Consider the following 21,055-nt stretch of genomic DNA (forward strand, 5'->3'; position numbering starts at 1 on the left):
AGGGTGAACCGGTGCTGCTATGCTTTTTGTCGCAGGCCCTGCCCGCTGTGCGGGTGGCAGTCCCTGGCTGTGTGCCAGCGCTGCCCGCCCTGGATTTTTGGAAAGACCGCTGTATGTCCCTGACCGCATTCCTGGCCGACCAGGCCCCCCAGATCACTGCCATCCGCCGTGACCTCCACGCCCACCCCGAGCTGTGCTTCGAAGAAGTGCGCACCGCCGATGTGGTGGCGGCCACGCTGACGCAGTGGGGCATTCCCGTGCACCGCGGCCTGGGCACGACCGGGGTGGTCGGCATCCTGCATGGCAGGGACGGAGGCACCAACGGCAAGGCGATCGGGCTGCGCGCCGACATGGATGCCCTGCCCATGCAGGAGTTCAACACCTTCGCCCACGCCAGCCAGCACGCCGGCAAGATGCACGCCTGCGGCCACGATGGCCACACTGCCATGCTGCTGGCCGCAGCCCAGTACCTGGCGGCCCACCGCGACAGCCTGGACGGCACGGTGTACCTGATCTTCCAGCCGGCCGAAGAGGGCGGTGGCGGCGCGCGCGAGATGGTCAAGGACGGGTTGTTCACCCAGTTCCCGATGCAGGCAGTGTTCGGCATGCACAACTGGCCCGGCATGCGCGAAGGCACGATGGCGGTGGGCCCCGGCCCGGCCATGGCGTCCAGCAACGAATTCAAGATCGTGGTGCGCGGCAAGGGCGGCCATGCGGCCATGCCACACATGGTGCTGGACCCGGTGCCGGTGGCGGCGCAGATCATCACTGCGCTGCAGACCATCGTCAGCCGCAACGTCAAGCCCATCGAGGCGGGCGTGGTGTCGGTCACCATGGTGCATGCCGGCGAGGCGACCAATGTGGTGCCTGACAGCGTGGAACTGCAGGGCACGGTGCGCACCTTCACGCTGGAAGTGCTGGACCTGATCGAGCGCCGCATGGAAGAGGTGGTGCGCGGCACCTGCGCCGCCCATGGCGTGCAGTGCACGTTCGAGTTTGTGCGCAACTACCCGCCGACCATCAACACTGCGCCCGAGGCCGACTTTGCCCGCCGCGTGATGGCCCAGGTGGTGGGCGAGGCCAATGCCCTGCCCCAGGAGCCTTCCATGGGCGCGGAGGACTTTGCCTTCATGCTGCTGGAAAAGCCCGGCGCCTACTGCTTTATCGCCAATGGCGACGGCGATCACCGCGCCCTGGGCCATGGCGGCGGTCCGTGCACCTTGCACAACCCCAGCTATGACTTCAACGATGCGCTGATCCCGCGCGGTGCGGCGTTCTGGGTGCTGCTGGCCCAGCAGTGGCTGGAGCAGCCCACACGCTGAGTATCGGCGCTGCCCGCAGATGCAGTCTGCCCATCTGCCCTGGCGGTGGGCGGTCCTGCGGGGCGGAGGCGGCCGGAGCATCCTAGGGTAAAGCCGGATATGGTGAATGTGAACGACCGTGCTTTTTAAGCCGGTTTGTCGCTACACTGCAGGTATTCCATGACCCGCGAGGAGATGCTTTCCATGTCCGATCTGAACGCCACGTTCGAAGCCGCCGTTGCCAATTCCAAGACCCTGAGCGAGCGTCCCGACAACGCCACGCTGCTGAAGATCTACGCGCTGTACAAGCAGGCCACCGATGGCGACAACGAAGCCAAGAAGCCCAGCTTCTCCGACATGGTCGGCCGCGCCAAGTGGGATGCCTGGGAAAAGCTCAAGGACACCTCGTTGGACGATGCCAAGCAGCAGTACATCGACCTGATCGAATCGCTGCGCTGAGCAGCGGCGTCCCCGCACTGCACACACAGCTTCAAGGTAGGCGGCCCGCCCGGGCCGCTTTTTTTATGGCCGCCGCAAGGGGGGCGGGTTGGGGGGCGGGTGGCTGGACCGGCATCGGTGAGCCAGGCCTGACCGCATGCGGGCGCCGAGGACCGGAAAGCCAGTATGACCCCAGCGCCCCTGCTGCGTTGAAAGGGCCTGCGGTGCAGGCCATGGTGCGGGTGTCCGGCCAGCCGCCGCGTGGTAGGGCGGCACGGCGGCAGCGGCCCTGGCCCCGATATCGCTCAGGCCGCGGCGGCCATGTCGTCGAACTGGGCGCGGAGCTTGGCTTCGATCTGGTCCTTGAACATGGCGGCCAGAAAGCCCAGCGAGGCGCGCAGCTGCAGCGCATCGGCGCTCACCTGCAGCTGGCCGTCGATGCCGTTGCCGCTGAAGTGCAGCACATCGCGTTCGGCCCCTTCCTCGTAGCGGCATTCCACCCCGAACTTGGCCTGGGCCTTGTCGGCCCACAGACGGGCGTGCTGGCGGGCGGTGGGCAGGCCCAGGGTGTGGGGGCGGTCAATCTGGATGTCGGACACAGTCGGGATGCGGTGAAGTGGGGGGAAGCGCGGCGCACAGCGCCGCCTGGCGTTGCGCCGCAGGCAGCCGGGCCAGCGCGCGCACGGCATCATAAAAGCGCGGCCAATCCCCGCCGGCCTGCTGGTGCATGGATACGAAGGCCGGCACCCAGTCCTCGTAGGCGCCCAGTGCGGCAAAGCTGGCATTGTTGGCCTGGGCCACCCAGGCATCGGTCAGTGCCCAGGGATCGGTGGGCGTGGCCACGGCCGGTGCCGCAGCGGCGCGCTGGGCCAGCACGGCCTGCCATTCCTGTTGCCAGCCGGCCCGCAGCCGGGCGTAGTGCTGGTGAAAGTCCGCCAGCACCATCTGTTTGCGTGCCGCCAGGGATTCGGCCGTCCACGGAGAGCGGGCGTGTTCGGCATAGAGCTCCACCAGGGCGGCGCGGGTGCTGCGTGTCAGTTCGCGCCACTCCTGGCGGCGCAGTTCGGCCGCCGCAAAGGCGGCCTGCAGCGCGGGGGAGGCCTGCGTGCTCAGCCACTGCTGCGTGCCCAGGCGCTGCACGGCGGTGGCGAAAGATTCGTTGAAGGCCGTGTCGTTCTGCACATACAGCAGCTGGTGGGCCAGCTCGTGGAAGACCAGTCCGGCCAGTTCGGGCTCGCTCCAGCGGATGAAGGTGTTCAGCAGGGGATCCCCGCCCAGCCAGTTGAACCAGCCCAGCGTGGAATAGGCGGGCACGCCATAGACGTGCACCTCCAGCCCCTGCTGGCGCAGCCGGGTGGCGTGTCGCTGGGCGTCGGCTTCGGCAAAGTAGCCGCGGTAGCCGACGCAACCCAGCACCGGGTAGCACCAGCGGTGCAGCTCCAGCGCATCGACGGGGGCGGCCACCACGTTCCACACCGCGCTGCTGCGGCCCAGATCGGCGTAGCGGCGGTAACTGGCGTTGTCGGGCAGGGCCAGCTGCTGGCTGGCAAAGCTGCGGATCTGCTGTGTGCGCAGCAGGCGCTGGCGCAGGGCGTCGGGCAGCAGCGGGTCTTGCGCGGCCTCGGCCACCGGGCGGGCTGCGGCCAGCATCCGCACCTGGCCGGCCGCTGCCTGCCAGTAGTAGCCCAGCGGGCTCTGGGCGGCACAGCCCGCCAGCAGCAGTGCCGCAGCCAGGCTGGCGCCACTGCGCCGCCAGGGCATCGTGCGGCAGGGTCGGTCCGGGCTGACTACACTCTCAGCTTTGTTGCTTTGCGTATGGCGCACTCTGATGGATTGGTTCACGCTGTTTTTGGTGGTTTCGGTAGCTTTGTACCTGCTCAAGGTGCAGGAGCAAAGGCAGCGGGTTTTGCTGCTGGCCTCGTTTCTGGGCGGCACGCAGATTGAAAAGCTGCTGGGCACCTTGATGGATGGCTATCTGCGTGCGGCCGGAGAGCAGGATCCGCAGCGCCAGGCCCAGGTCTGGGCCGTGCTGGCGCAGAACGAAGAGAAGCTGGTGGGCCAGTTTCAGCGCTTTGCCGACGATTTTGCCCAGGTGCCGGACAACCGGGCCCGGGTCAGCACCCTGCCGCTGGCCTTGCCCTATTTCGACCGCATCGTGCCGGCGGCGTCTTTCGACATGCGCGAGGCGCTGCAGCTGCACGCCCAGGCCATCCGCGCCGCCTGTGGCGACGAGAGCATGACGCCGCAGCAGCGCAAGGAACGCGCCTTCACCATGACGGCCGAGCTGATGCTGATGCAGCACACCTGCCACTGGTTCTGCAAGTCGCGCACCGTGGCATCGGTGCGGCTGATGGCTCGCCACAAGAGCAGCTACGAACAGGTGTTGCAGTCTGTCGCACCCCAAACGTTGTACGCTTACAAAAAGTTGCTTAAAACTGCATAAGCTGCAGAATGGGTGCAGCCTGTGCCGCACCCGCATCCGCCAAGGCTGCGCAGCCGGAAATGTGCGCCTGCGCAACACGGCCGGGTCGGACATTTGCCATTGACGCACTGCAATGCGTGCGAAGAATGGAGCGCCATGAAAGTCATGCTCTCCCAGCTGGAGGCGCGTCTGGCCTCACTCTCCACTCCCGTCTACGTACAGCTGCCCGCCGGGCAGTGGATCGGACCGGAGGATGCCCCGGTGCGCGTGCGCGTGCATTCGGCCCTGGCCCTGCCGTTCCTGACTGATGGGCAGATCGGTTCGCTGGGCACGGCGATCGTGGAAGGACAGGTCGATGTGGAAGGCACCATGCGCGACGTGATGGATGCCGCCGCCGGCCTGCTGGACGGGGAGGACCCTCTCAAGCCGCAGCCCGGGCGCTGGACCAGCGCGGTCGGCAAGATGCGCTCCATGGCCATGCACACGCTGGTGCGGGATGCGCAGCAGATCGAGTTCCACTACGACCTGTCGGATGACTTCTACGCGCTGTGGCTGGACCCGCGCCGGGTCTATTCCTGCGCCTACTACCGCGACCCCGGGATGACGCTGGCCCAGGCCCAGGAGGCCAAGCTGGACCATATCTGCCGCAAGCTGCAGCTGCAGCCGGGCGAGCGCTTTCTGGACATAGGTGCGGGCTGGGGCGGGCTGCTGCTGTGGGCGGCCGAGCATTACGGGGTGGAGGCGCATGGCATCACGCTGTCGCACAACCAGTACCGCCATGTGCAGCAGCTGATTGCGCAGAAAGGCCTGCAGGGCCGGGTGCACGTGGAGCTGTGCGATTACCGCCAGAAGTCCGCGGCGGACCCGTTCGACAAGGTGGCGTCGGTGGGCATGTTCGAGCATGTGGGCCGGGCCAACATGCCGGAGTACTTCCAGACCGTCAAGAAACTGCTGCGGCCCGGCGGCATGGCCCTGATCCACGGGATCACGGCCGGCGGGGTGGACAACCACGAACTGGGCGCCGGCATGGGCGAGTTCATTAGCCGCTACATCTTTCCCGGCGGGGAGTTGCTGCATGTGAGCACCGTGCTGCACGACATGGCCGGCAGCGGCCTGGAGATGGTGGACACCGAAAACCTGCGCCCGCACTATGCGCGCACGCTGTGGTCCTGGTCGGACGCGCTCGAGGCGCAGCTGGCGCAGGCGGCGCAGATCCTGCGGCAGCAGGTGGCGCCCGAGCGAGCGGACAAGGCCTTGCGTGCCTACCGCCTGTATCTGGCAGGCTGCGCCATGGGATTCGAGCGCGGCTGGATGGCGCTGTACCAGATGTTGGTCATCCATCCGGACGGTGATTTGCGTCAAGGCAAGCTGCGTGGAGCACAATCGGCTTACCCTTTCCAGCGTGACTATATGTACCGATAAAAGGAGCAAGCACCATGGCCTATAAATTCAAATCTCGCGCAACCGCCGACCTCACCATGCTGGATGCCCCCGGCAAGCAGATCCTGCTGGTCCTGGGCAAGACACCCGGCGAGCCCGGCATCGTGACCGTGGAACAGATCCCCGGCGCCATCAGCGCCCTGGAAACTGCGGTAGTGGAAGACGAAAAACGCCGCAAGGCCCTGGAGGAAGAGGTCAAGAACGGCAACCCCAAGGCCGGCGAGGCCCTGGCCAAGCTCAGTGACGAGCTGGGGGCCGTCAGCCTGCGCCAGCGCGTCAAACCGCTGGTGGACATGTTCCGCGCCAGTGCCCAGGAGGGCAAGGACGTGACCTGGGAGCGTTGACCCGGGTTTTCCCCGCCTGTGCACCCGGATGCACAGGCCCAAAAAAAACGGTGCCAGAGGCACCGTTTTTTGATGGTGGCAGGCTCTGCGAGGGCAGACCTGCCATGCCTGGCTTAGTCGGCAAACTGGCCGGCGGCCTTGATGACCTTGCCCCAGGCGTCGATTTCCGACTTCACGAATTCCTTGTGGCCGGCGCGTTCCACGCGGTTGTCGGTGGCAACGATAGCACCCAGGCCTTCTTGCTTCTGGATGAAGGTGGGGTCCTTCAGGGCGGCCTTCAGCGCCGTGTTGATCTGGGCCAGGACGGCTTCCGGCGTACCCTTGGGCGCGTACAGGCCATGCCAGACGGTGACGTTGAAGCCCTTCACGCCCGACTCGTTCAGGGTGGGCAGGTGCTTCAGGGCCGGGGTCGTCAGGCGTTCCTTGGTGGTGACGGCGTAGCCCTTGACCTTTTTGGCTTCGATCTGCGAGCTGGTGTTGGTCGTCTGGTCGCACATCAGGTCGATGGTGCCGCCCATCAGGTCGGTGATGGCAGGCGCCGCGCCCTTGTAGGCCACGGTGGTCATCTGCACGTTCACGGCGCTCTGGAACATCAGGCCGCACAGGTGGCCGGCCGAACCCAGACCGGAGTGGCCCAGATTGACCTTTTCCTTGTTGGCATTGATCCACTTGCTCAGCTCGGCGTAGTTGGCGGCTTCCAGCGTGGGGCGGCCCACCACGGTCATGGGCACGTCGTTGACGATGCCCAGGTACTCGAAGTCGTTGAGCACATTGAACGACAGCTTGCGGTACAGCGAGGGGATGGTGGCCATGCCGATGTGGTTCAGCAGCAGGGTGTAGCCATCGGGCTGGGCGCGGGCCACCTTGGCGGCTCCGATGGTGCTGCCGGCGCCGGCAGCGTTCTCGATCACCACCGTGGCGCCACCCAGGGGCTTGCGCAGGGCTTCGGCCAGATCGCGTGCGACACGGTCGGTCGGGCCACCGGCCGCGAAGGGCACCACGATGGTGATGTTCTTGCCAGCAGGGAAAGCTTGGGCGTGGGCACCGCAAGCGGCAGCGGCGGCAACGGCCAAAGTGGCCAGACGGATGGTGTTTTTCATTGACTCAACTCCTACGAAAACAAGGGCGCCATGGTGTCGAACATCTGCCGTTATCGGCCTAGTACTAACCCGAGCGATTCAGGGGCTGGTTTTAAGAACTACAAGCCGTTACACATTGCGCTGCAAGCCTCGAATGCTCCTTTTTTTGAAGTCAAGAAATTGGAAGAAAGCAGGGGGTAGCACCACCGTGCGTCAGCAAGTTGTCAACAACTGTCGCATTTGCGTCAGCAGTGGCCGGGTGTTGATCTGGGGCATTGCGCAGCGGCCGTTGCAGCGTGCGGATTGGGTGCGGAAAACGGCCGGTATGGCCTGTGGGGCCAGGGATGGGCTAAAAAAAACAGCATGGAACCCGCCTGGGGGCGGTCTCCATGCTGCCGGGCGGACCGGGGTTCAGCGGTAGCTGCGGGCGTCCTCGATCACTTTGCCGTCATTGGGCAGGCTGCCGGGCGGCAGCAGCTGCACATCGCCGCGCAGCTTGGTCACGTCGCGGATGGCATCGCCAATCAGCCGGGCCAGGCCGTCGGCGGTCTCGGTGGTTTCCACCTGCAGCGCCATCTGGTCGTTGGCCATCTCGCCGCTGACCACCAGGCGTGCTTTCAGAATCTGCGGGAAGCGCTTGGCCACCTCGGCCACCTGGGCGGGATGCACGAACATGCCGCGCACCTTGGTGGTCTGGTCGGCACGGCCCAGCCACCCTTTGATGCGGGTGGCGGTGCGGCCGGTGGGGCAGTGGCCGGGCAGCACGGCCGACAGGTCACCGGTGCCGAAGCGGATCAGCGGGTAGTCGGTGTTCAGCGTAGTGATCACCAGCTCGCCCACTTCGCCTTCGGCCACCGGGTCGCCGGTGCCGGGGCGCACGATTTCCACGATCACCCCTTCGTCCAGCACCAGGCCTTCGCGTGCGCTTGTTTCATAGGCGATCAGCCCCAGATCGGCCGTGGCATAGGCCTGGTAGGCGGCCACGCCCCGCTCGGCCAGCCAGTCGCGCAGCGAGGGCGGGAAGGCCTCGCCGCTGACCAGGGCCTTGGTCAGCGTGGGCAGCGGCACTGCCTGTTCGGCGGCCTTTTCCAGAATGATCTTCAGAAAGCTGGGCGTGCCGATGTAGCCGGCCGGACGCAGCTCGGCCATGGCCTGCACCTGCTGCTCGGTCTGGCCGGTGCCGCCGGGGAAGACGGTGCAGCCCAGGGCATGGGCACCGGTCTCCATCATCGAGCCGGCGGGCACGAAGTGGTAGGAGAAGCAGTTGTGGATCAGCTCGCCGGGGCGAAAGCCCGCCGCGTAGATGGCGCGGGCCATGCGCCAGTAATCGCCCCGCGTGCCTTCGGGCTCGTAGATGGGGCCGGGGCTGCTGAACACGCGGGGCATCTGCCGACCGAAGCCGTGCGTGGCAAAGCCGCCGAAAGGGCTGTGGGCGAGGTGGTCGCGTTGCCGTTGCAGCAGCTCGTACTTGCGGGTCACGGGCAGCTGGGCCAGCGCTGCGCGGCTGGTGATGCGGCTGGCATCCACGCCGGCCAGGATCTGCGCAAAGGCCGGGGAATGCTGCTGGGCCTGGGCAATCTGCGTGGGCAGACGGGCCAGCAGATCGGCCTCGCGCTCGGCGGGGCTGCGGGTTTCCAGGGCGTCGTAGAACGAACTCATCTCAGGCTCCTGCATGCGGGAAGAAGTTTTCGGAAAAAACAGGCTCTACCGCCGAAAGCAGGCGCGGTAGCAGCGGTGGATGCAGCCGCGGTGCCCGGCACCGCTGCGGATCAGGCCAGCCAGCGCTTGCGGCGCTTGTAGCTCTTGGCGTCCTTGAAGCTCTTGCGCTGGTCGCCGCCCACGCCCAGGTAGAACTCCTTGACGTCTTCGTTGCTGGCCAGATCGCTGGCCGATCCGTCCATCACGATGCGGCCGCTTTCCATGATGTAACCGTAGTCGGCGTACTTCAGCGCCATGTTGGTGTTCTGTTCGGCCAGCAGGAAGGTCGTGCCTTCCTTGGTGTTCAGGTCTTTGACGATGTTGAACACCTCTTCCACGATCTGCGGCGCCAGGCCCATGGAGGGCTCGTCCAGCAGCACGATGTTGGGGTTGCTCATGATGGCGCGGCCGATGGCACACATCTGCTGCTCTCCCCCCGAGGTGTAGGCCGCCTGGCTGGTGCGGCGCGTCTTGAGGCGGGGGAAGTAGTTGTAGACCTTCTCCAGGTTGGCCGCGATCTCGCCCTTGTCGGTGCGGGTGTAGCTGCCCGTCATCAGGTTTTCTTCGATGGTCAGGTGGGCGAAGCAGTGGCGGCCTTCCATCACCTGCACCACGCCGCGCTGGACCAGTTCGGCGGGCGACAGGTTCTGGATCTGCTCGCCGCGCAGCTCGATGGAGCCTTTGGTGACCTCGCCACGTTCCCCCTTGAGCAGGTTGGAGATCGCCCGCAGCGTGGTGGTCTTGCCTGCGCCGTTGCCGCCGAGCAGGGCGACGATGCCCTTTTCCGGCAGTTGCAGCGAGACGCCTTTGAGCACCAGGATGACGTGGTTGTAGATGACTTCAATGCCGTTGACATTGAGGACGATGTTCTTGGGTTCCATGTGCGTGCCTTTCAACCAATCGGCAGGCCTGCATGCCGCCGGAATGCGGGGAGCGAGCAGGACTGTCGGCTGGGCACTGCCGCACGGGGGCGGGCAGTGCCGGTGCGCAAGCGCGGGCGGCCGCGGCATGCAGCACAGAGGGCCGCATGCCGGGCCGGAGGCCCTTACTTGCAGTCAGCCGCGGCGCGGCGGGTGTGCTTCTTCTCGGCCAGGTACTTGTCGCCCTGTTCCTTGATCAGCGGCTCGATCACCTTGTCGTCGGACTGGTACCAGTCGGTGCCCATGTTCCACTTCTTGCCGTCCCAGGTGTGGATGCGGGCCGAGGTGGAGCCCATGTGGTCGGCACAGCTGGTCTTCAGCGGGCGCATCACCTGGTCAAAGCCCAGTTCCTTCAGGCGGGCTTCGGTCAGGTTCAGGTTTTCATAACCCCAGCGCACCTGCTCGCCGGTCATGGGCTTGCCCTTGCCGAACTTCTCCTGTGCCGTGCGGATGGCTTCCACCGTCAGCATGGAGATGATCATGCCGCGGGTGTAGAGCACGGAGCCGACTTCGTCGCGCGGGCCGGTGCCGACCTTCTTGTCGTGCACATGCTTGAGTACGTCCAGGGCCACCTTGGTGCTCTGGCCGTAACCGTTCAGTGCCAGGGTCTGGTAGCCCTTGGCGCCTTCGCCCACGTCACGGACATCGGGTTCGGCGCCGGCCCACCACACGCCATACAGCTTGTCACGCGGGAAACCGGTGGCCTGGGCTTCCTTCAGCGCGGTGGAGTTCATCACGCCCCAGCCCCACAGCAGGGCATAGTCGGGACGGCTCTGGCGCAGTTGCAGCCAGGTGGCCTTCTGCTCCACGCCCGGGGCGGTCACGGGCAGCAGCTGCAGCTCGAAACCATGCATCTTGGCGCGCTGCTGCAGCACCGGGATGGGTTCCTTGCCGAAGGGGCTGTCGTGGTAGATCAGCGCGATCTTCTTGCCCTTGAGCTTGTCCAGGCCGCCGGCCTTCTTGCCGATGTGCTGGATCAGGATGTCGGCGCCGGTCCAGTAACTGCCCATGAAGGGGAAGTTCCACTGGAAGGCGTTGCCGTCCTTGGCGATGGACAGACCGTAGCCCAGCGTGATCAGCGGGATCTTGTCCACGGGTGCTTTTTCGGTCAGCGCAAAGGTGATGCCGGTGGCCTGGGGGTCGAAGGCAGCGACATTGGGCTTGCTCTTCAGGCGTTCGTAGCATTCCACGCCGCGGTCGGTGGCGTAGCCGGTTTCGCATTCTTCGTAGGTGATCTTCACGCCATTGATGCCGCCATCGCGCTCGTTGATCAGCTTCAGGTAGTCCTGCTTGCCGTTGGCCCATGGAATGCCATTGGGGGCGTAGGCGCCGGTGCGGTAGGACAGCAGGGGGATGAACTGCTCATTGGCCTGGGCCGATGCGCTGCCGGCAAAACCGGCGCCTGCTGCAACCAGGGTGGCCGCCAGGGCCAGACGGGTGAACTTCATGGTTTGTCTCCTTGAATGGAATCGATCTAACGTCACCGAAAGCGCGCTGTGCGCGCACACACACCTTGCAAACTCAATCCGCATCAATGCGGGAAAGGCCAGACACGCATCTTTTGCTTGCCAATCGACCACAGCTTGGCCAGACCATGGGGCTCCACAATCAGGAACCACACGATCAGCCCGCCGAAGATGATGAATTCCGCGTGCGACACACCGGCCGTGGAGATTTCAAAGCCGAACAGACCGGCCACGGCAGGCAGCAGCAGGCTCAGGAAGATGGGCAGCACCACGATGAAGGCCGCACCGAAAAAGCTGCCCATGATGGAGCCCAGGCCGCCGATGATCACCATGAACAACAGCTTGAAGGACACGTCCACCGAGAAGGCGGCGGGCTCCCAGGCCCCCAGGTGCACAAAGGCCCACAGCGCACCGGCCACGCCGATGATGAAAGAGCTGACGGCAAAGGCGCTGAGCTTGGCGTACATGGGGCGGATGCCGATCACGCTGGCGGCCACGTCCATGTCGCGGATGGCCATCCATTCGCGGCCGATGGCGCCGCGCACCAGGTTCTTGGCCAGCAGCGCGATCACCACCAGCACCGCCAGGCAGAAGATGTACTTGGAGGTGGCCGATTCGATGGGCATGCCGAACACCTGAAGATTGCTCACCGACACCGAGCCCGAAGGCGAATCGTTGGTGAACCACTTGATGCGCAGGAACATCCAGTCGCTGAAGAACTGCGCCGCCAGCGTGGCCACGGCCAGGTACAGGCCCTTGACCCGCAGGCTGGGCAGGCCGAACAGGATGCCGAAGAAGGTCGCGCACAGGCCGCCCAGGATCAGCGCCGGAATCAGCGGCATGCCGGGAATGCGCACGATGAAGTTGTAGGCGCCGTAGGCGCCCACGGCCATGAAGGCGCCCGATCCCAGCGAGATCTGGCCGCAGTAGCCCACCAGGATGTTCACGCCCAGTGCGGCCAGCGACATGATGACCAGCGGAATCAGGATGGCGCGGTAGAAGTAGTCCGATGCAAACATCGGCACCACCAGGAAGGCCGCGGCGATCAGCAGCAGGATCGCCACCTTGTCCTGGCGGATGGTGAAGATCTGCTGGTCCGCCCGGTAGCTGGTCTTGAACTGGCCGTTCTCACGATAGAACATGTATGTCTCCTAATTGTTCTTGGGGGGAGCCCGGTCAGACGCGGTCGATGATCTTCTCGCCGAACAATCCCTGGGGACGGAACAGCAGGAACACCAGGGCCAGCACATAGGCGAACCAGATTTCGATACCGCCGCCCACATAAGGGCCCAGGTAGACCTCGGACAGCTTTTCGCCGACGCCGATGATCAAGCCGCCGATGATGGCGCCGGGGACCGAGGTCAGGCCGCCCAGGATGACCACCGGCAGCGCACGCAGCGCCACGGTGGTCAGCGTGAACTGCACCCCCAGCTTGGAGCCCCAGATCATCCCGGCCACCAGGGCCACGATGCCGGCCACGCACCACACGATCACCCAGATGCGGTTCAGCGGAATGCCGATGGACTGGGCGGCCTGGTGGTCGTCAGCCACGGCGCGCAGGGCCCGGCCGGTGCTGGTCTTCTGGAAGAAGACGGACAGGGCGGCCACCAGGCAGGCGGCGATCACGGCAGCGATCACGTCTTCCTGGTTGACCATCACGCCGCCGTCGAACACCGAGTCCAGCAGGAACACCGGGTCCTTGGGCATGCCGATGTCGATCTTGTAGATTTCGCTGCCGAACAGCGTCTGGCCCACGCCTTCCATGAAGTAGGTGATGCCCAGCGTCGCCATCAGCAGGGTGGCGGCGTCCTGGTTCACCAGGTGGCGCAGCACCAGGCGCTCAATCACCCAGGCGCAGACGAACATGATCGCGGCGGCGATGATGAAGGCGGCGATGTTGGAGACGATCTTGTTCTCGATGCCGGTCCACTGCGGAATCCATTCCGCAAAGCGCGCCATCGCCAGCGCGGCGAACAGCACCATCGCGCCCTGGGCGAAGTTGAAGACGCCCGAGGCCTTGAAGATCAGCACGAAGCCGAGTGCCACCAGCGCGTAGAGCATGCCGGCCATCAGGCCGCCAAACAGGGTTTCCAGAAAGAATGCCATTGCGGGTCTCCCGTGTTCCGTGGTGTCAGTGGCTGGTGCCCAGGTAGGCACGGATCACGTCTTCGTTGCTGCGCACTTCGTCGGGGGCGCCGTCACCGATCTTCTTGCCGTAGTCCAGCACCACCACGCGGTCGGAGATGTCCATCACCACGCCCATGTCGTGCTCGATCAGCACGATGGTGGTGCCGAACTCGTCGTTCACGTCCAGGATGAAGCGGCACATGTCCTGCTTCTCCTCCACGTTCATGCCGGCCATGGGCTCGTCCAGCAGCAGCACCTGCGGCTCCATGGCCAGGGCGCGGCCCAGGTCCACGCGCTTTTGCAGGCCGTAGGGCAGCTGGCCCACCGGCGTCTTGCGGTAGGCCTGGATTTCCAGGAAGTCGATGATGTGTTCGACGAATTCGCGGTGGGCGATTTCTTCCTTCTCGGCCGGACCGATGCGCAGCGCCTGCATCAGCAGATTGCTTTTGATCTTCAGGTTGCGGCCGGTCATGATGTTGTCGATCACGCTCATGCCCTTGAACAGCGCCAGGTTCTGGAAGGTGCGGGCCACGCCCATTTCTGCGACCTGGCGGCTGTTCATGTGGTCGAACTTGTGACCCCGGAAGGTGATGGAGCCTTCCGACGGGGTGTAGACCCCGTTGATGCAGTTGAGCATGGAGCTCTTGCCGGCGCCGTTGGGGCCGATGATGGAACGGATCTCGTGCTCACGCACATTGAACGAGATGTCCGTCAGGGCCTTCACGCCACCGAAGCGCAGGCTGATGTTTTGGATGTCCAGGATGACATCGCCGATCTTTTTGTCTGTCATGGCTGCTTGCCTCGTTGCGGGTCAGGCGGCGGCGCGCGCGGCCGGGTAGGTCTTGACATCCAGGATCTGGAGCGTGGCGCTGACGCTGCCGGTGCGTCCGTCCTCGAACTTGACCAGGGTCTCGATGAACTGCTCCTTTTTGCCGCCATACAGCGCATCCACCAGCACGCCGTATTTGTCGGCGATGAAGTTGCGGCGGACCTTGCGGGTGCGGGTCAGCTCGTCATCGTCCGGGTCCAGCTCCTTGTGCAGCACCAGGAAGCGTGCGATCTGGGTGTCGGCCATGCCGGGCTCGGTGGCCAGATCGGCATTGACCTGGCCCAGGCATTCGGCCACCAGCTCCAGCACCTTGGGCTTGGAGGCCAGGTCCACATAGCCGCCGTAGGGAATGTTCTGGCGTTCGGCCCAGTTGCCCACGGCTTCGTAGTCGATGTTGATGAAGGCACAGACTTCGTCGCGGGCATTGCCGAAGCACACGGCTTCCTTGATGTGCGAGAAGAACTTGAGCTTGTTCTCGATGTAGTTGGGCGCAAACATGGCGCCGGTGTTCATTTTGCCCACATCCTTGGCGCGGTCGATGATGCGCAGGTGGCCGTCGGCATCCAGCACGCCGGCGTCGCCGGTGTGGAAGTAGCCGTTGTCATCGATCACCTCGGCGGTGGCGTCGGGGCGCTTGTAATACTCCTTGAGCACCGACACGCCCTTGACCAGCACCTCGCCGTTGTCGGCGATCTTCAGCTCGATGCCGGGAGCGGCCTGGCCCACGGTGTTCAGCTTGACATGGCCGTTCTTCTGGATGCAGACATAGGCGCAGGTTTCGGTCTGGCCATACAGCTGCTTGAGGTTGATGCCGATGGAGCGGAAGAAGCGGAACAGGTCCGGGCCGATGGCCGCACCGGCCGTGTAGGCCACGCGGATGCGCGACAGGCCCATCACATTGCGCAGCGGCCCGTAGATCAGCAGATCGCCCAGCTTGTACTTGATGCGGTCCAGCGCGCTCACGGGCTTGCCGTCCAGGATGTCGGCGCCCACCCGCTTGGCCAGCTGCATGCACTTTTCATACAGCCACTGCTTGCCCTTGGCGGCATCTTCCATGCGGATGGAGACCGAGGTCAGCATGCCTTCGAACACCCGGGGCGGGGCGAAGTAATAGGTGGGGCCCACCTCGCGCAGGTCGATGGTGACCGTGCTGCCGGATTCCGGGCAGTTGATGGTGAAGCCCGCCACCATCCACTGCGCCAGCGAGAACAGGTGGTCGCCCACCCAGGCCGGAGGCAGGTAGGACATCACATTGTCCGCAGGGTTCAGGCCGTCGACTTCCACCGCGCCGCGGGCCGAGCCGATGAAACTGCTGTGTGTCTGGCACACGCCCTTGGGTTTGCCGGTGGTGCCCGAGGTGTAGAGGATCACCGAGACATCGGAGGCCTTCACCTGCTGCACCATGCTGTCCCAGACCCCGGGATGGGCCTGGTCCCAGGCGCGGCCGCGCTCCATCAGCTGGGCGGTGCTGATCAGGCCGGGCTGGTCGTACTTGCGCAGACCGCGGGGGTCGTCATAGATGATGTGGCGGATGCTAGGCACGGTCTCGCGCACTTCCAGCAGCTTGTCCACCTGTTCCTGGTTTTCGGCAAAGGCGAAGGCCACTTCTGCATCCTGCATGACGAAGGACATTTCCTGGGCCACGGCATCCTGGTAGAGCGGAATGGGGACGCCGCCTATGCTTTGCACCGCCACAAAGCCCATGTACAGATGGGGCCGGTTGTCGCTGATGAACGCCAGGTTCTGGCCCTTGGCCAGGCCCAGGTCGGCCAGACCGCAGGCCAGGGCGCGCACATCGCGAGCGACTTCGCCCCAGGTCCAGGTTTGCCAGATGCCGTACTCTTTCTCACGCAGGGCGGGCGCGTCGGGGCGCTCGGCGGCGTGCTTCAGGAGCAGATGCGGGAATGTGTTGCTCATTCCGGGTCCTCACAGGATGCTGGTTTCAGGCCGTTCCACCGGGCACAAGCCCCATGGAGTGGTGGTGTTGCAGCGATGGTAGGAAGCGGTTTGACGCCGGGTTGTCTTTGCGATGACTTTCCGGGGGAAACTCCTTATCGGGAAAACACGCGCCGTCTGTCGGACGATCGCTGAAGTGCAGGCCTGTCGCCTTGCGGCACGTCACGGACGCTGGGCCAGGGGCGTAAATTTGTCGCCCGGAAGGCCGCTTTTGCACATTTGTCTGCCATGGCGCAAAGCCTGCTTACAAGCCTGGGGAAAACCCAATATTTTTGTAACCACAGATCGGGAGATGCTTGCAGCCATGAGTTCGCCACCGTCCCTCCACCAACGCCGCCGCTCCCCTTTGCCCCATGAACTGGACGAGATCCCCTGGCTGCGCCTGCTCCAGTCGCCCGAGCGCGAGCGGGCCATTGCCGATCTGCAGGTGGGCGAGGCCGAGGCCGGCGAGCTGATCTGTGCCGTCGGTCGCCCGGTCACCTACTGGTTCGGCCTGGTCGAAGGCCTGCTGAAGATGAGTGCCGACAACGCGCAGGGCATGACCATGACCTTCACGGGCGTGCCCCCCGGTGGCTGGTTCGGCGAAGGCACGGCCCTCAAGCGCGAACCCTACCGCTACAACATCCAGGCCCTGCGCAAAAGCGTGGTGGCGGGCCTGCCCGTGGACACCTTCCACTGGCTGCTGGACCACTCCATCGGCTTCAACCGCTTTGTGATGAACCAGCTCAACGAGCGGCTGGGCCAGTTCATTGCGGCGCGGGAGATCGACCGCCTGAACAACCCCGAGGTGCGGGTGGCACGCAGTCTGGCTGCGCTGTTCAACCCCGTGCTGTACCCGGGCGTGGGGGTGGTGCTGCGCATCACCCAGCAGGAGCTGGCCTATCTGGTGGGCCTGTCGCGCCAGCGCGTCAACGAGGCGCTGGCGGCGCTGGAAGCCGAAGGCGTGATCCAGGTGGAGTACGGCGGGCTGCGGGTGCTGGACCTGGCGGGCCTGCGCGGGCGGGTGTTCGAGCCCGGTGGCAGCGCGGCAAAGCCCCGTGCTGCCGAGGTGCACAAGAGCCAGTCGAACGGCGGGGAATCGGCAGTGGCGCGACAATAGCGCCCCCATGTCCTCGACACCACCCAAATCCAACGATGCGGACATTTCCGCATCCCGGGCCACGCTGCGCGTGAAAGCCCCTGCCGCCGCGCCTGCCGCGGCGCCCGCTGCCCGCAAGCCCGGCCCCCGTGCCGGCGGCAAAGATTCCGGCGCGCCCCGTGGCGGTGCCGGCCGCCGTGACGACCGTCCCCGCCGGGATGACAGCCGTGGCGACCGCGAGGGCTATGCGCCCCGCGCAGACCGTGGCGACCGTTTTGAACGCAACGACCGTCCCAGCCGTCCCTACGCACCGCGTGACGGCCAAGGCGGCGGCCGCGACAGCCGTGGCGAAGGCGGCTTTGGCCGCCCGGACCGTCCCTACCAGCCGCGCGGCGAGCGCAGCGAAGGCTTCCGTGGCGACCGCGAAGGCTACGCACCCCGCGGTGACCGAGGAGATCGCGGCGGTGAGCGTTTCGAGCGTTCGGACCGTCCCAGCAGCCCCTACACCCCGCGTGACGGCCAAGGTGGCGGCCGCGACAGCCGTGGTGAAGGTGGTTTTGGCCGCCCGGACCGCCCCTACCAGCCGCGCGGCGAGCGCAGCGAAGGCTTCCGTGGAGACCGTGAGGGCCATGCGCCCCGCGACCGTGGCGACCGTTTCGAGCACAACGACCGTCCCAGCCGCCCCTATGCCCTGCGTGACGGGCAAGGCGGTGGCCGCGACAGCCGTGGCGAAGGCGGCTTTGGCCGTCCGGACCGCCCCTACCAGCCGCGCGGCGAGCGCAGCGAAGGTTTCCGTGGCGACCGCGAGGGCCATGCGCCCCGCGGCGACCGTGGTGACCGCGGCGGTGAGCGCTTCGAGCGTTCGGACCGTCCCAGCCGCCCCTATGCCCCACGTGATGGGCAAGGCGGTGGCCGTGACAGCCGTGGCGAAGGTGGCTTTGGCCGTCCGGACCGTCCCTACCAGCCCCGCGGCGAAGGCCCGCGCGGTGAGCGTGGCGGCGAGCGCTTCGAGCGTTCGGACCGCCCCAGCCGTCCCTACGCCCCGCGCGACGGGCAGGGCGGTGGCCGTGAAGGCTTTGCCCCCCGTGGCGATCGGCCGGAGCGTGGCGACCGCGAGCGCCGCCTCCAGGGTGACGACCGCGCTGCCCGCACCGACCATCGCACCCGCGACGATTTCCGTGCCGAACGCCGTGCCGGCCCACAGCCGGGCGAAGAGCGCTCCTACGGTGGCATCCGCACCTACCGCGCACCCGAAGCGCTGGGTGGCAAGGCCGCCCCGGTGAAGATCATCCGTCCCGAGCCCGCCGCACCGCGCGAAGATGCGCGTCCCGGCGACGCCCGCATCAACAAGCGCATGGCCGAGATGGGCATGTGCTCGCGCCGCGAGGCCGATGAGTGGGTGGAAAACGGCTGGGTCAAGGTCAATGGCGTGGTGGCCGTGATGGGCCAGCTGGTGGTGCCCAGCGATCGCATCGAGATCGACCGCGCCGCCCAGGACCGCCAGGAGCAGCAGGTCACCATCCTGCTGCACAAGCCCATGGGCTATGTCAGCGGCCAGGCCGAAGACGGCCATGAGCCCGCCGTGGTGCTGATCAATCCCCAGACGCGCTGGAACCACGACACCAGCAAGACCCACTTCAACTTCAGCCAGCTCAAGGGCCTGGCGCCTTGCGGCCGTCTGGACATCGATTCCGTGGGCCTGCTGGTGCTGACCCAGGACGGCCGCGTGGCCCGCCAGATCATTGGCGAGGACTCCACCATGGACAAGGAGTACCTGGTGCGCGTGACCTATGGCGACCGGGAAGTGGACATCCAGTCCGTCTTCCCGCTCGACCAGCTGGCTCGCCTGCGCCACGGTCTGGAGCTGGACGGCGAGCCGCTGCAGCCCGCGCAGGTGGACTGGCAGAACCCCGAGCAGCTGCGTTTTGTGCTGACCGAAGGCAAGAAGCGCCAGATTCGCCGCATGTGCGAACAGGTGGGCCTGCACGTGGTGGGCCTGAAGCGCATCCGCATCGGCAAGGTGGTGCTGGGCAATCTGCCGGTGGGCCAGTGGCGCTACCTGGGTGCCAACGAGCAGTTCTGATCCAGAAAAAGTGAGCGCCCTGGGCGCTTGCAGAGCCGGTGGGGACGGACCCCCGGCCTGACACCCCAAAGGAGCGCCTGGTGCGCTCCTTTTTTCATGGCCGTGTCGGCGGCGGGCCGGGCGTGACCGGTGCGCAGGGACCGAGGGCAGGGATGCCCTGCGTGCCGGTGTGGGGTGTGACTGGCAGGGGAAGGCCGTCGTGTATAGAATGCGAATAATTCTCAAATACAACATGTCCACCGCCTGGCTGCGGTCCCTCGTCCGTGACTGCTTCTCCCTCTCCCCCTGCCGATCCGGTCCGCACCCTGTACGTTGAACACCACAGCTGGTTGCAGACATGGCTGCGCGGCAAGCTGGGAAACGCCTTTGAAGCGGCGGACATTGCGCACGACACCTTTGTCAATGTCATCAGCTCGGGCATGGCGGCGCGTATCGAGCAGCCGCGGCCTTTTTTGGCCACGGTGGCCAAACGCCTGGTCATCGGCCATCACCGCCGCCGTGTGCTGGAGCGCGCCTACCTGGATGCGCTGGCCTTGCTGCCCGAAGACCTGGCGCCTTCCCCGGAAGAGCGCCTGATCGCTGTCGAATCCCTGCAGGCGGTGGACCAGGTGCTGGACGCCCTGGCCCCCAAGGCCCGCGAGGCCTTTCTGCTGGCGCACCTGGAAGGGCTGAGCTACGCCGCTATCGCCGAACGGCTGGGGGTGTCGATGACCTCGGTCAAGCGCTATCTGATGCAGGCGCACCGCCAGTGCTTTTTGCTGGCGCTGGCCTGACCGGCTGCACACACCCGCTCTGCCATGCGATCCCGTGCACCAGCTCCTCTGACCACCTCCGCGCCCGGTACCGAGGCGTTGCCGCGCGCAGGCGGCATGCCCATCGATGCCGCCGTGGCCGAAGCGGCCGCGGACTGGTTCACGCGCTGGCATGCCGGCGGTTTCAGCACCGCCGAGCAGGCACGCTGGCGCCGCTGGCACGATGCGCATGCCGACCACGCACGGGCCTGGCAGCATCTGCAGTCCATCACCGGTGCACTGCCGGGGCTGAATGCCGGCGGGCTGGGCTACCGGGTGTTGCACGGCGCGCCTGCGTCGGCCTCCCGCCGTCGCCTGCTGGGCGTGGCGGCAGGTGTGGGGACGGCGGTCGGCGCCGGCTGGATGGCGGCGCACACGCCGCAGTGGCAGCAGATGGCGGCGGACTACCGCAGCGGCACGGGCGAGCGCCGGCAGTTCCAGCTGCCCGATGGCACGGTCCTGCTGCTGGGCACCCGCAGTGCCGTGGCCCTGCATTTCACGGCCACCGAGCGCCGCGTGCGGCTGCTGCAGGGCGAAGCCCTGTTCACCACCGGGCATCCGGATGGGGCACTGGGCGCTCTGCCGTTTGTGGTCGAGACCGCCGAAGGCCATGTCCGGGCGCTGGGCACCCGCTTTACCGTGCGCCAGCACGACGGCATGACCCAGGTGGCCGTGCTGGAAGGCGCGGTGGAAGTCCATGCTGCCGATGCCCCTCCAGGCACGGTCCCGCTGCGGCTGGATGCCGGCCAGGCCACGTCCTTCGAACGCATGCGGGCCCTGCCACCATCGACCGCCGGTGAGCGCGAGCTTGCCTGGAGCCGGGGCCAGCTGTGGGTGGACAACCAGCGGCTGGACGATTTTCTGGCCGAGCTCGGGCGTTACCGCAGCGGCTGGCTGCGCGTGGACCCCGCGGTGGCGGGGCTGCGCTTTTCCGGGCTGTTCCCTGTGGGCGCGGTCGATGGCCAGGCCGATGCCGACGCCATTTTGTCCATGCTGCCCAATTCGCTGCCGGTGCAGGTGCGCTGGCGTACGCGCTGGTGGGTGGTGGTGGAGACCGCGACGGGCCGGTGATGCGGCCTGCGG

At 66.2% G+C, this 21,055-nt stretch carries 19 protein-coding genes; 9 read left to right on the forward strand and 10 right to left on the reverse strand.

What is annotated here, in order from left to right; all coding sequences use genetic code 11:
* The first annotated feature begins 113 nt into the window (after positions 1–113).
* Positions 114–1,322 (forward strand): M20 aminoacylase family protein, encoded by a 1,209-nt coding sequence (locus QM470_RS16635; RefSeq protein WP_283340023.1) that lies wholly within the window; start codon positions 114–116, stop codon positions 1,320–1,322.
* 183 nt (positions 1,323–1,505) lie between these two features.
* On the forward strand, positions 1,506–1,760 hold the full coding sequence (locus QM470_RS16640; RefSeq protein ID WP_280014232.1) for an acyl-CoA-binding protein: 255 nt from the start codon (positions 1,506–1,508) through the stop codon (positions 1,758–1,760).
* A 284-nt stretch (positions 1,761–2,044) separates the two neighbouring features.
* On the opposite strand, the gene QM470_RS16645 is transcribed toward QM470_RS16640, so the two are convergent.
* On the reverse strand, positions 2,045–2,338 hold the full coding sequence (locus tag QM470_RS16645; protein ID WP_283340024.1) for a polyhydroxyalkanoic acid system family protein: 294 nt from the start codon (positions 2,336–2,338) through the stop codon (positions 2,045–2,047).
* Positions 2,319–3,500, reverse strand: a complete 1,182-nt coding sequence (locus QM470_RS16650; protein WP_283340025.1) for an aminopeptidase — start codon at positions 3,498–3,500, stop codon at positions 2,319–2,321. Before QM470_RS16650 ends, QM470_RS16645 begins: the two co-directional genes overlap by 20 nt.
* A 67-nt stretch (positions 3,501–3,567) precedes the next feature.
* On the opposite strand from QM470_RS16650, the gene QM470_RS16655 reads away from it, so the two are divergent.
* The 3 genes from QM470_RS16655 (at position 3,568) to QM470_RS16665 (ending at position 5,945) form a co-directional block, all read left to right on the forward strand.
* Complete coding sequence (locus tag QM470_RS16655; protein ID WP_066541189.1) at positions 3,568–4,182, forward strand: hypothetical protein; 615 nt, start codon at positions 3,568–3,570, stop codon at positions 4,180–4,182.
* Between the two features lie 135 nt (positions 4,183–4,317).
* The gene (locus QM470_RS16660) at positions 4,318–5,583 is read left to right on the forward strand and encodes a class I SAM-dependent methyltransferase (protein WP_283340026.1); all 1,266 of its coding nucleotides are present in this window, start codon (positions 4,318–4,320) and stop codon (positions 5,581–5,583) included.
* A 14-nt stretch (positions 5,584–5,597) separates the two neighbouring features.
* Positions 5,598–5,945, forward strand: a complete 348-nt coding sequence (locus QM470_RS16665; protein ID WP_066541187.1) for a DUF1840 domain-containing protein — start codon at positions 5,598–5,600, stop codon at positions 5,943–5,945.
* 113 nt (positions 5,946–6,058) lie between these two features.
* Here QM470_RS16665 and QM470_RS16670 read toward each other — a convergent pair whose 3' ends face one another.
* The 8 genes from QM470_RS16670 to QM470_RS16705 all read right to left on the reverse strand — a co-directional run bounded on the left by QM470_RS16670 (position 6,059) and on the right by QM470_RS16705 (position 15,981).
* Positions 6,059–7,045 carry a tripartite tricarboxylate transporter substrate-binding protein gene (locus QM470_RS16670; protein WP_283340027.1) on the reverse strand — a complete coding sequence of 329 codons (987 nt, stop codon included), beginning with the start codon at positions 7,043–7,045 and terminating at the stop codon, positions 6,059–6,061.
* Between the two features lie 390 nt (positions 7,046–7,435).
* Positions 7,436–8,683: a phenylacetate--CoA ligase family protein gene (locus QM470_RS16675; RefSeq protein WP_283340028.1), complete on the reverse strand. Its 1,248-nt coding sequence runs from the start codon at positions 8,681–8,683 to the stop codon at positions 7,436–7,438.
* A 110-nt stretch (positions 8,684–8,793) separates the two neighbouring features.
* Positions 8,794–9,603, reverse strand: coding sequence for an ABC transporter ATP-binding protein (locus tag QM470_RS16680; RefSeq protein WP_066541181.1), 810 nt, complete (start codon positions 9,601–9,603; stop codon positions 8,794–8,796).
* Positions 9,604–9,767: 164 nt separating this feature from the next.
* Positions 9,768–11,090, reverse strand: a complete 1,323-nt coding sequence (locus QM470_RS16685; RefSeq protein WP_283340029.1) for an ABC transporter substrate-binding protein — start codon at positions 11,088–11,090, stop codon at positions 9,768–9,770.
* 83 nt (positions 11,091–11,173) lie between these two features.
* A complete protein-coding gene (locus tag QM470_RS16690) occupies positions 11,174–12,250 on the reverse strand; it encodes a branched-chain amino acid ABC transporter permease (RefSeq protein WP_066541176.1) in 1,077 nt (358 codons plus the stop codon).
* 34 nt (positions 12,251–12,284) lie between these two features.
* Complete coding sequence (locus QM470_RS16695; protein ID WP_283340030.1) at positions 12,285–13,214, reverse strand: branched-chain amino acid ABC transporter permease; 930 nt, start codon at positions 13,212–13,214, stop codon at positions 12,285–12,287.
* 25 nt (positions 13,215–13,239) lie between these two features.
* Positions 13,240–14,025 (reverse strand): ABC transporter ATP-binding protein, encoded by a 786-nt coding sequence (locus tag QM470_RS16700; protein ID WP_279997876.1) that lies wholly within the window; start codon positions 14,023–14,025, stop codon positions 13,240–13,242.
* A 21-nt stretch (positions 14,026–14,046) separates the two neighbouring features.
* Positions 14,047–15,981: an AMP-dependent synthetase/ligase gene (locus QM470_RS16705; protein ID WP_283340032.1), complete on the reverse strand. Its 1,935-nt coding sequence runs from the start codon at positions 15,979–15,981 to the stop codon at positions 14,047–14,049.
* Positions 15,982–16,324: 343 nt separating this feature from the next.
* On the opposite strand from QM470_RS16705, the gene QM470_RS16710 reads away from it, so the two are divergent.
* The 4 genes from QM470_RS16710 (at position 16,325) to QM470_RS16725 (ending at position 21,043) form a co-directional block, all read left to right on the forward strand.
* Positions 16,325–17,119, forward strand: a complete 795-nt coding sequence (locus QM470_RS16710; RefSeq protein ID WP_172591762.1) for a Crp/Fnr family transcriptional regulator — start codon at positions 16,325–16,327, stop codon at positions 17,117–17,119.
* Positions 17,120–17,126: 7 nt separating this feature from the next.
* The gene (locus QM470_RS16715) at positions 17,127–19,181 is read left to right on the forward strand and encodes a pseudouridine synthase (RefSeq protein ID WP_283340034.1); all 2,055 of its coding nucleotides are present in this window, start codon (positions 17,127–17,129) and stop codon (positions 19,179–19,181) included.
* 263 nt (positions 19,182–19,444) lie between these two features.
* On the forward strand, positions 19,445–19,954 hold the full coding sequence (locus tag QM470_RS16720) for a sigma-70 family RNA polymerase sigma factor (protein WP_283340035.1): 510 nt from the start codon (positions 19,445–19,447) through the stop codon (positions 19,952–19,954).
* Positions 19,955–19,978: 24 nt separating this feature from the next.
* Positions 19,979–21,043, forward strand: a complete 1,065-nt coding sequence (locus QM470_RS16725) for a FecR domain-containing protein (RefSeq protein ID WP_283340036.1) — start codon at positions 19,979–19,981, stop codon at positions 21,041–21,043.
* Positions 21,044–21,055 lie beyond the last annotated feature (12 nt).

The organism is Comamonas sp. 17RB, from assembly GCF_030056555.1.
Lineage (GTDB): Bacteria > Pseudomonadota > Gammaproteobacteria > Burkholderiales > Burkholderiaceae_C > Comamonas > Comamonas terrigena.

Bases quoted from the DNA above. Each gene is read 5' to 3' on its own strand.
- QM470_RS16635 (WP_283340023.1), top strand. From the start codon at position 114: ATGTCCCTGACCGCATTCCTGGCCGACCAGGCCCCCCAGATCACTGCC.
- QM470_RS16640 (WP_280014232.1), top strand. From the start codon at position 1,506: ATGTCCGATCTGAACGCCACGTTCGAAGCCGCCGTTGCCAATTCCAAG.
- QM470_RS16650 (WP_283340025.1), bottom strand. From the start codon at position 3,500: ATGCCCTGGCGGCGCAGTGGCGCCAGCCTGGCTGCGGCACTGCTGCTG.
- QM470_RS16655 (WP_066541189.1), top strand. From the start codon at position 3,568: ATGGATTGGTTCACGCTGTTTTTGGTGGTTTCGGTAGCTTTGTACCTG.
- QM470_RS16660 (WP_283340026.1), top strand. From the start codon at position 4,318: ATGAAAGTCATGCTCTCCCAGCTGGAGGCGCGTCTGGCCTCACTCTCC.
- QM470_RS16665 (WP_066541187.1), top strand. From the start codon at position 5,598: ATGGCCTATAAATTCAAATCTCGCGCAACCGCCGACCTCACCATGCTG.
- QM470_RS16670 (WP_283340027.1), bottom strand. From the start codon at position 7,045: ATGAAAAACACCATCCGTCTGGCCACTTTGGCCGTTGCCGCCGCTGCC.
- QM470_RS16675 (WP_283340028.1), bottom strand. From the start codon at position 8,683: ATGAGTTCGTTCTACGACGCCCTGGAAACCCGCAGCCCCGCCGAGCGC.
- QM470_RS16680 (WP_066541181.1), bottom strand. From the start codon at position 9,603: ATGGAACCCAAGAACATCGTCCTCAATGTCAACGGCATTGAAGTCATC.
- QM470_RS16685 (WP_283340029.1), bottom strand. From the start codon at position 11,090: ATGAAGTTCACCCGTCTGGCCCTGGCGGCCACCCTGGTTGCAGCAGGC.
- QM470_RS16690 (WP_066541176.1), bottom strand. From the start codon at position 12,250: ATGTTCTATCGTGAGAACGGCCAGTTCAAGACCAGCTACCGGGCGGAC.
- QM470_RS16695 (WP_283340030.1), bottom strand. From the start codon at position 13,214: ATGGCATTCTTTCTGGAAACCCTGTTTGGCGGCCTGATGGCCGGCATG.
- QM470_RS16700 (WP_279997876.1), bottom strand. From the start codon at position 14,025: ATGACAGACAAAAAGATCGGCGATGTCATCCTGGACATCCAAAACATC.
- QM470_RS16705 (WP_283340032.1), bottom strand. From the start codon at position 15,981: ATGAGCAACACATTCCCGCATCTGCTCCTGAAGCACGCCGCCGAGCGC.
- QM470_RS16710 (WP_172591762.1), top strand. From the start codon at position 16,325: ATGAGTTCGCCACCGTCCCTCCACCAACGCCGCCGCTCCCCTTTGCCC.
- QM470_RS16715 (WP_283340034.1), top strand. From the start codon at position 17,127: ATGTCCTCGACACCACCCAAATCCAACGATGCGGACATTTCCGCATCC.
- QM470_RS16725 (WP_283340036.1), top strand. From the start codon at position 19,979: ATGCGATCCCGTGCACCAGCTCCTCTGACCACCTCCGCGCCCGGTACC.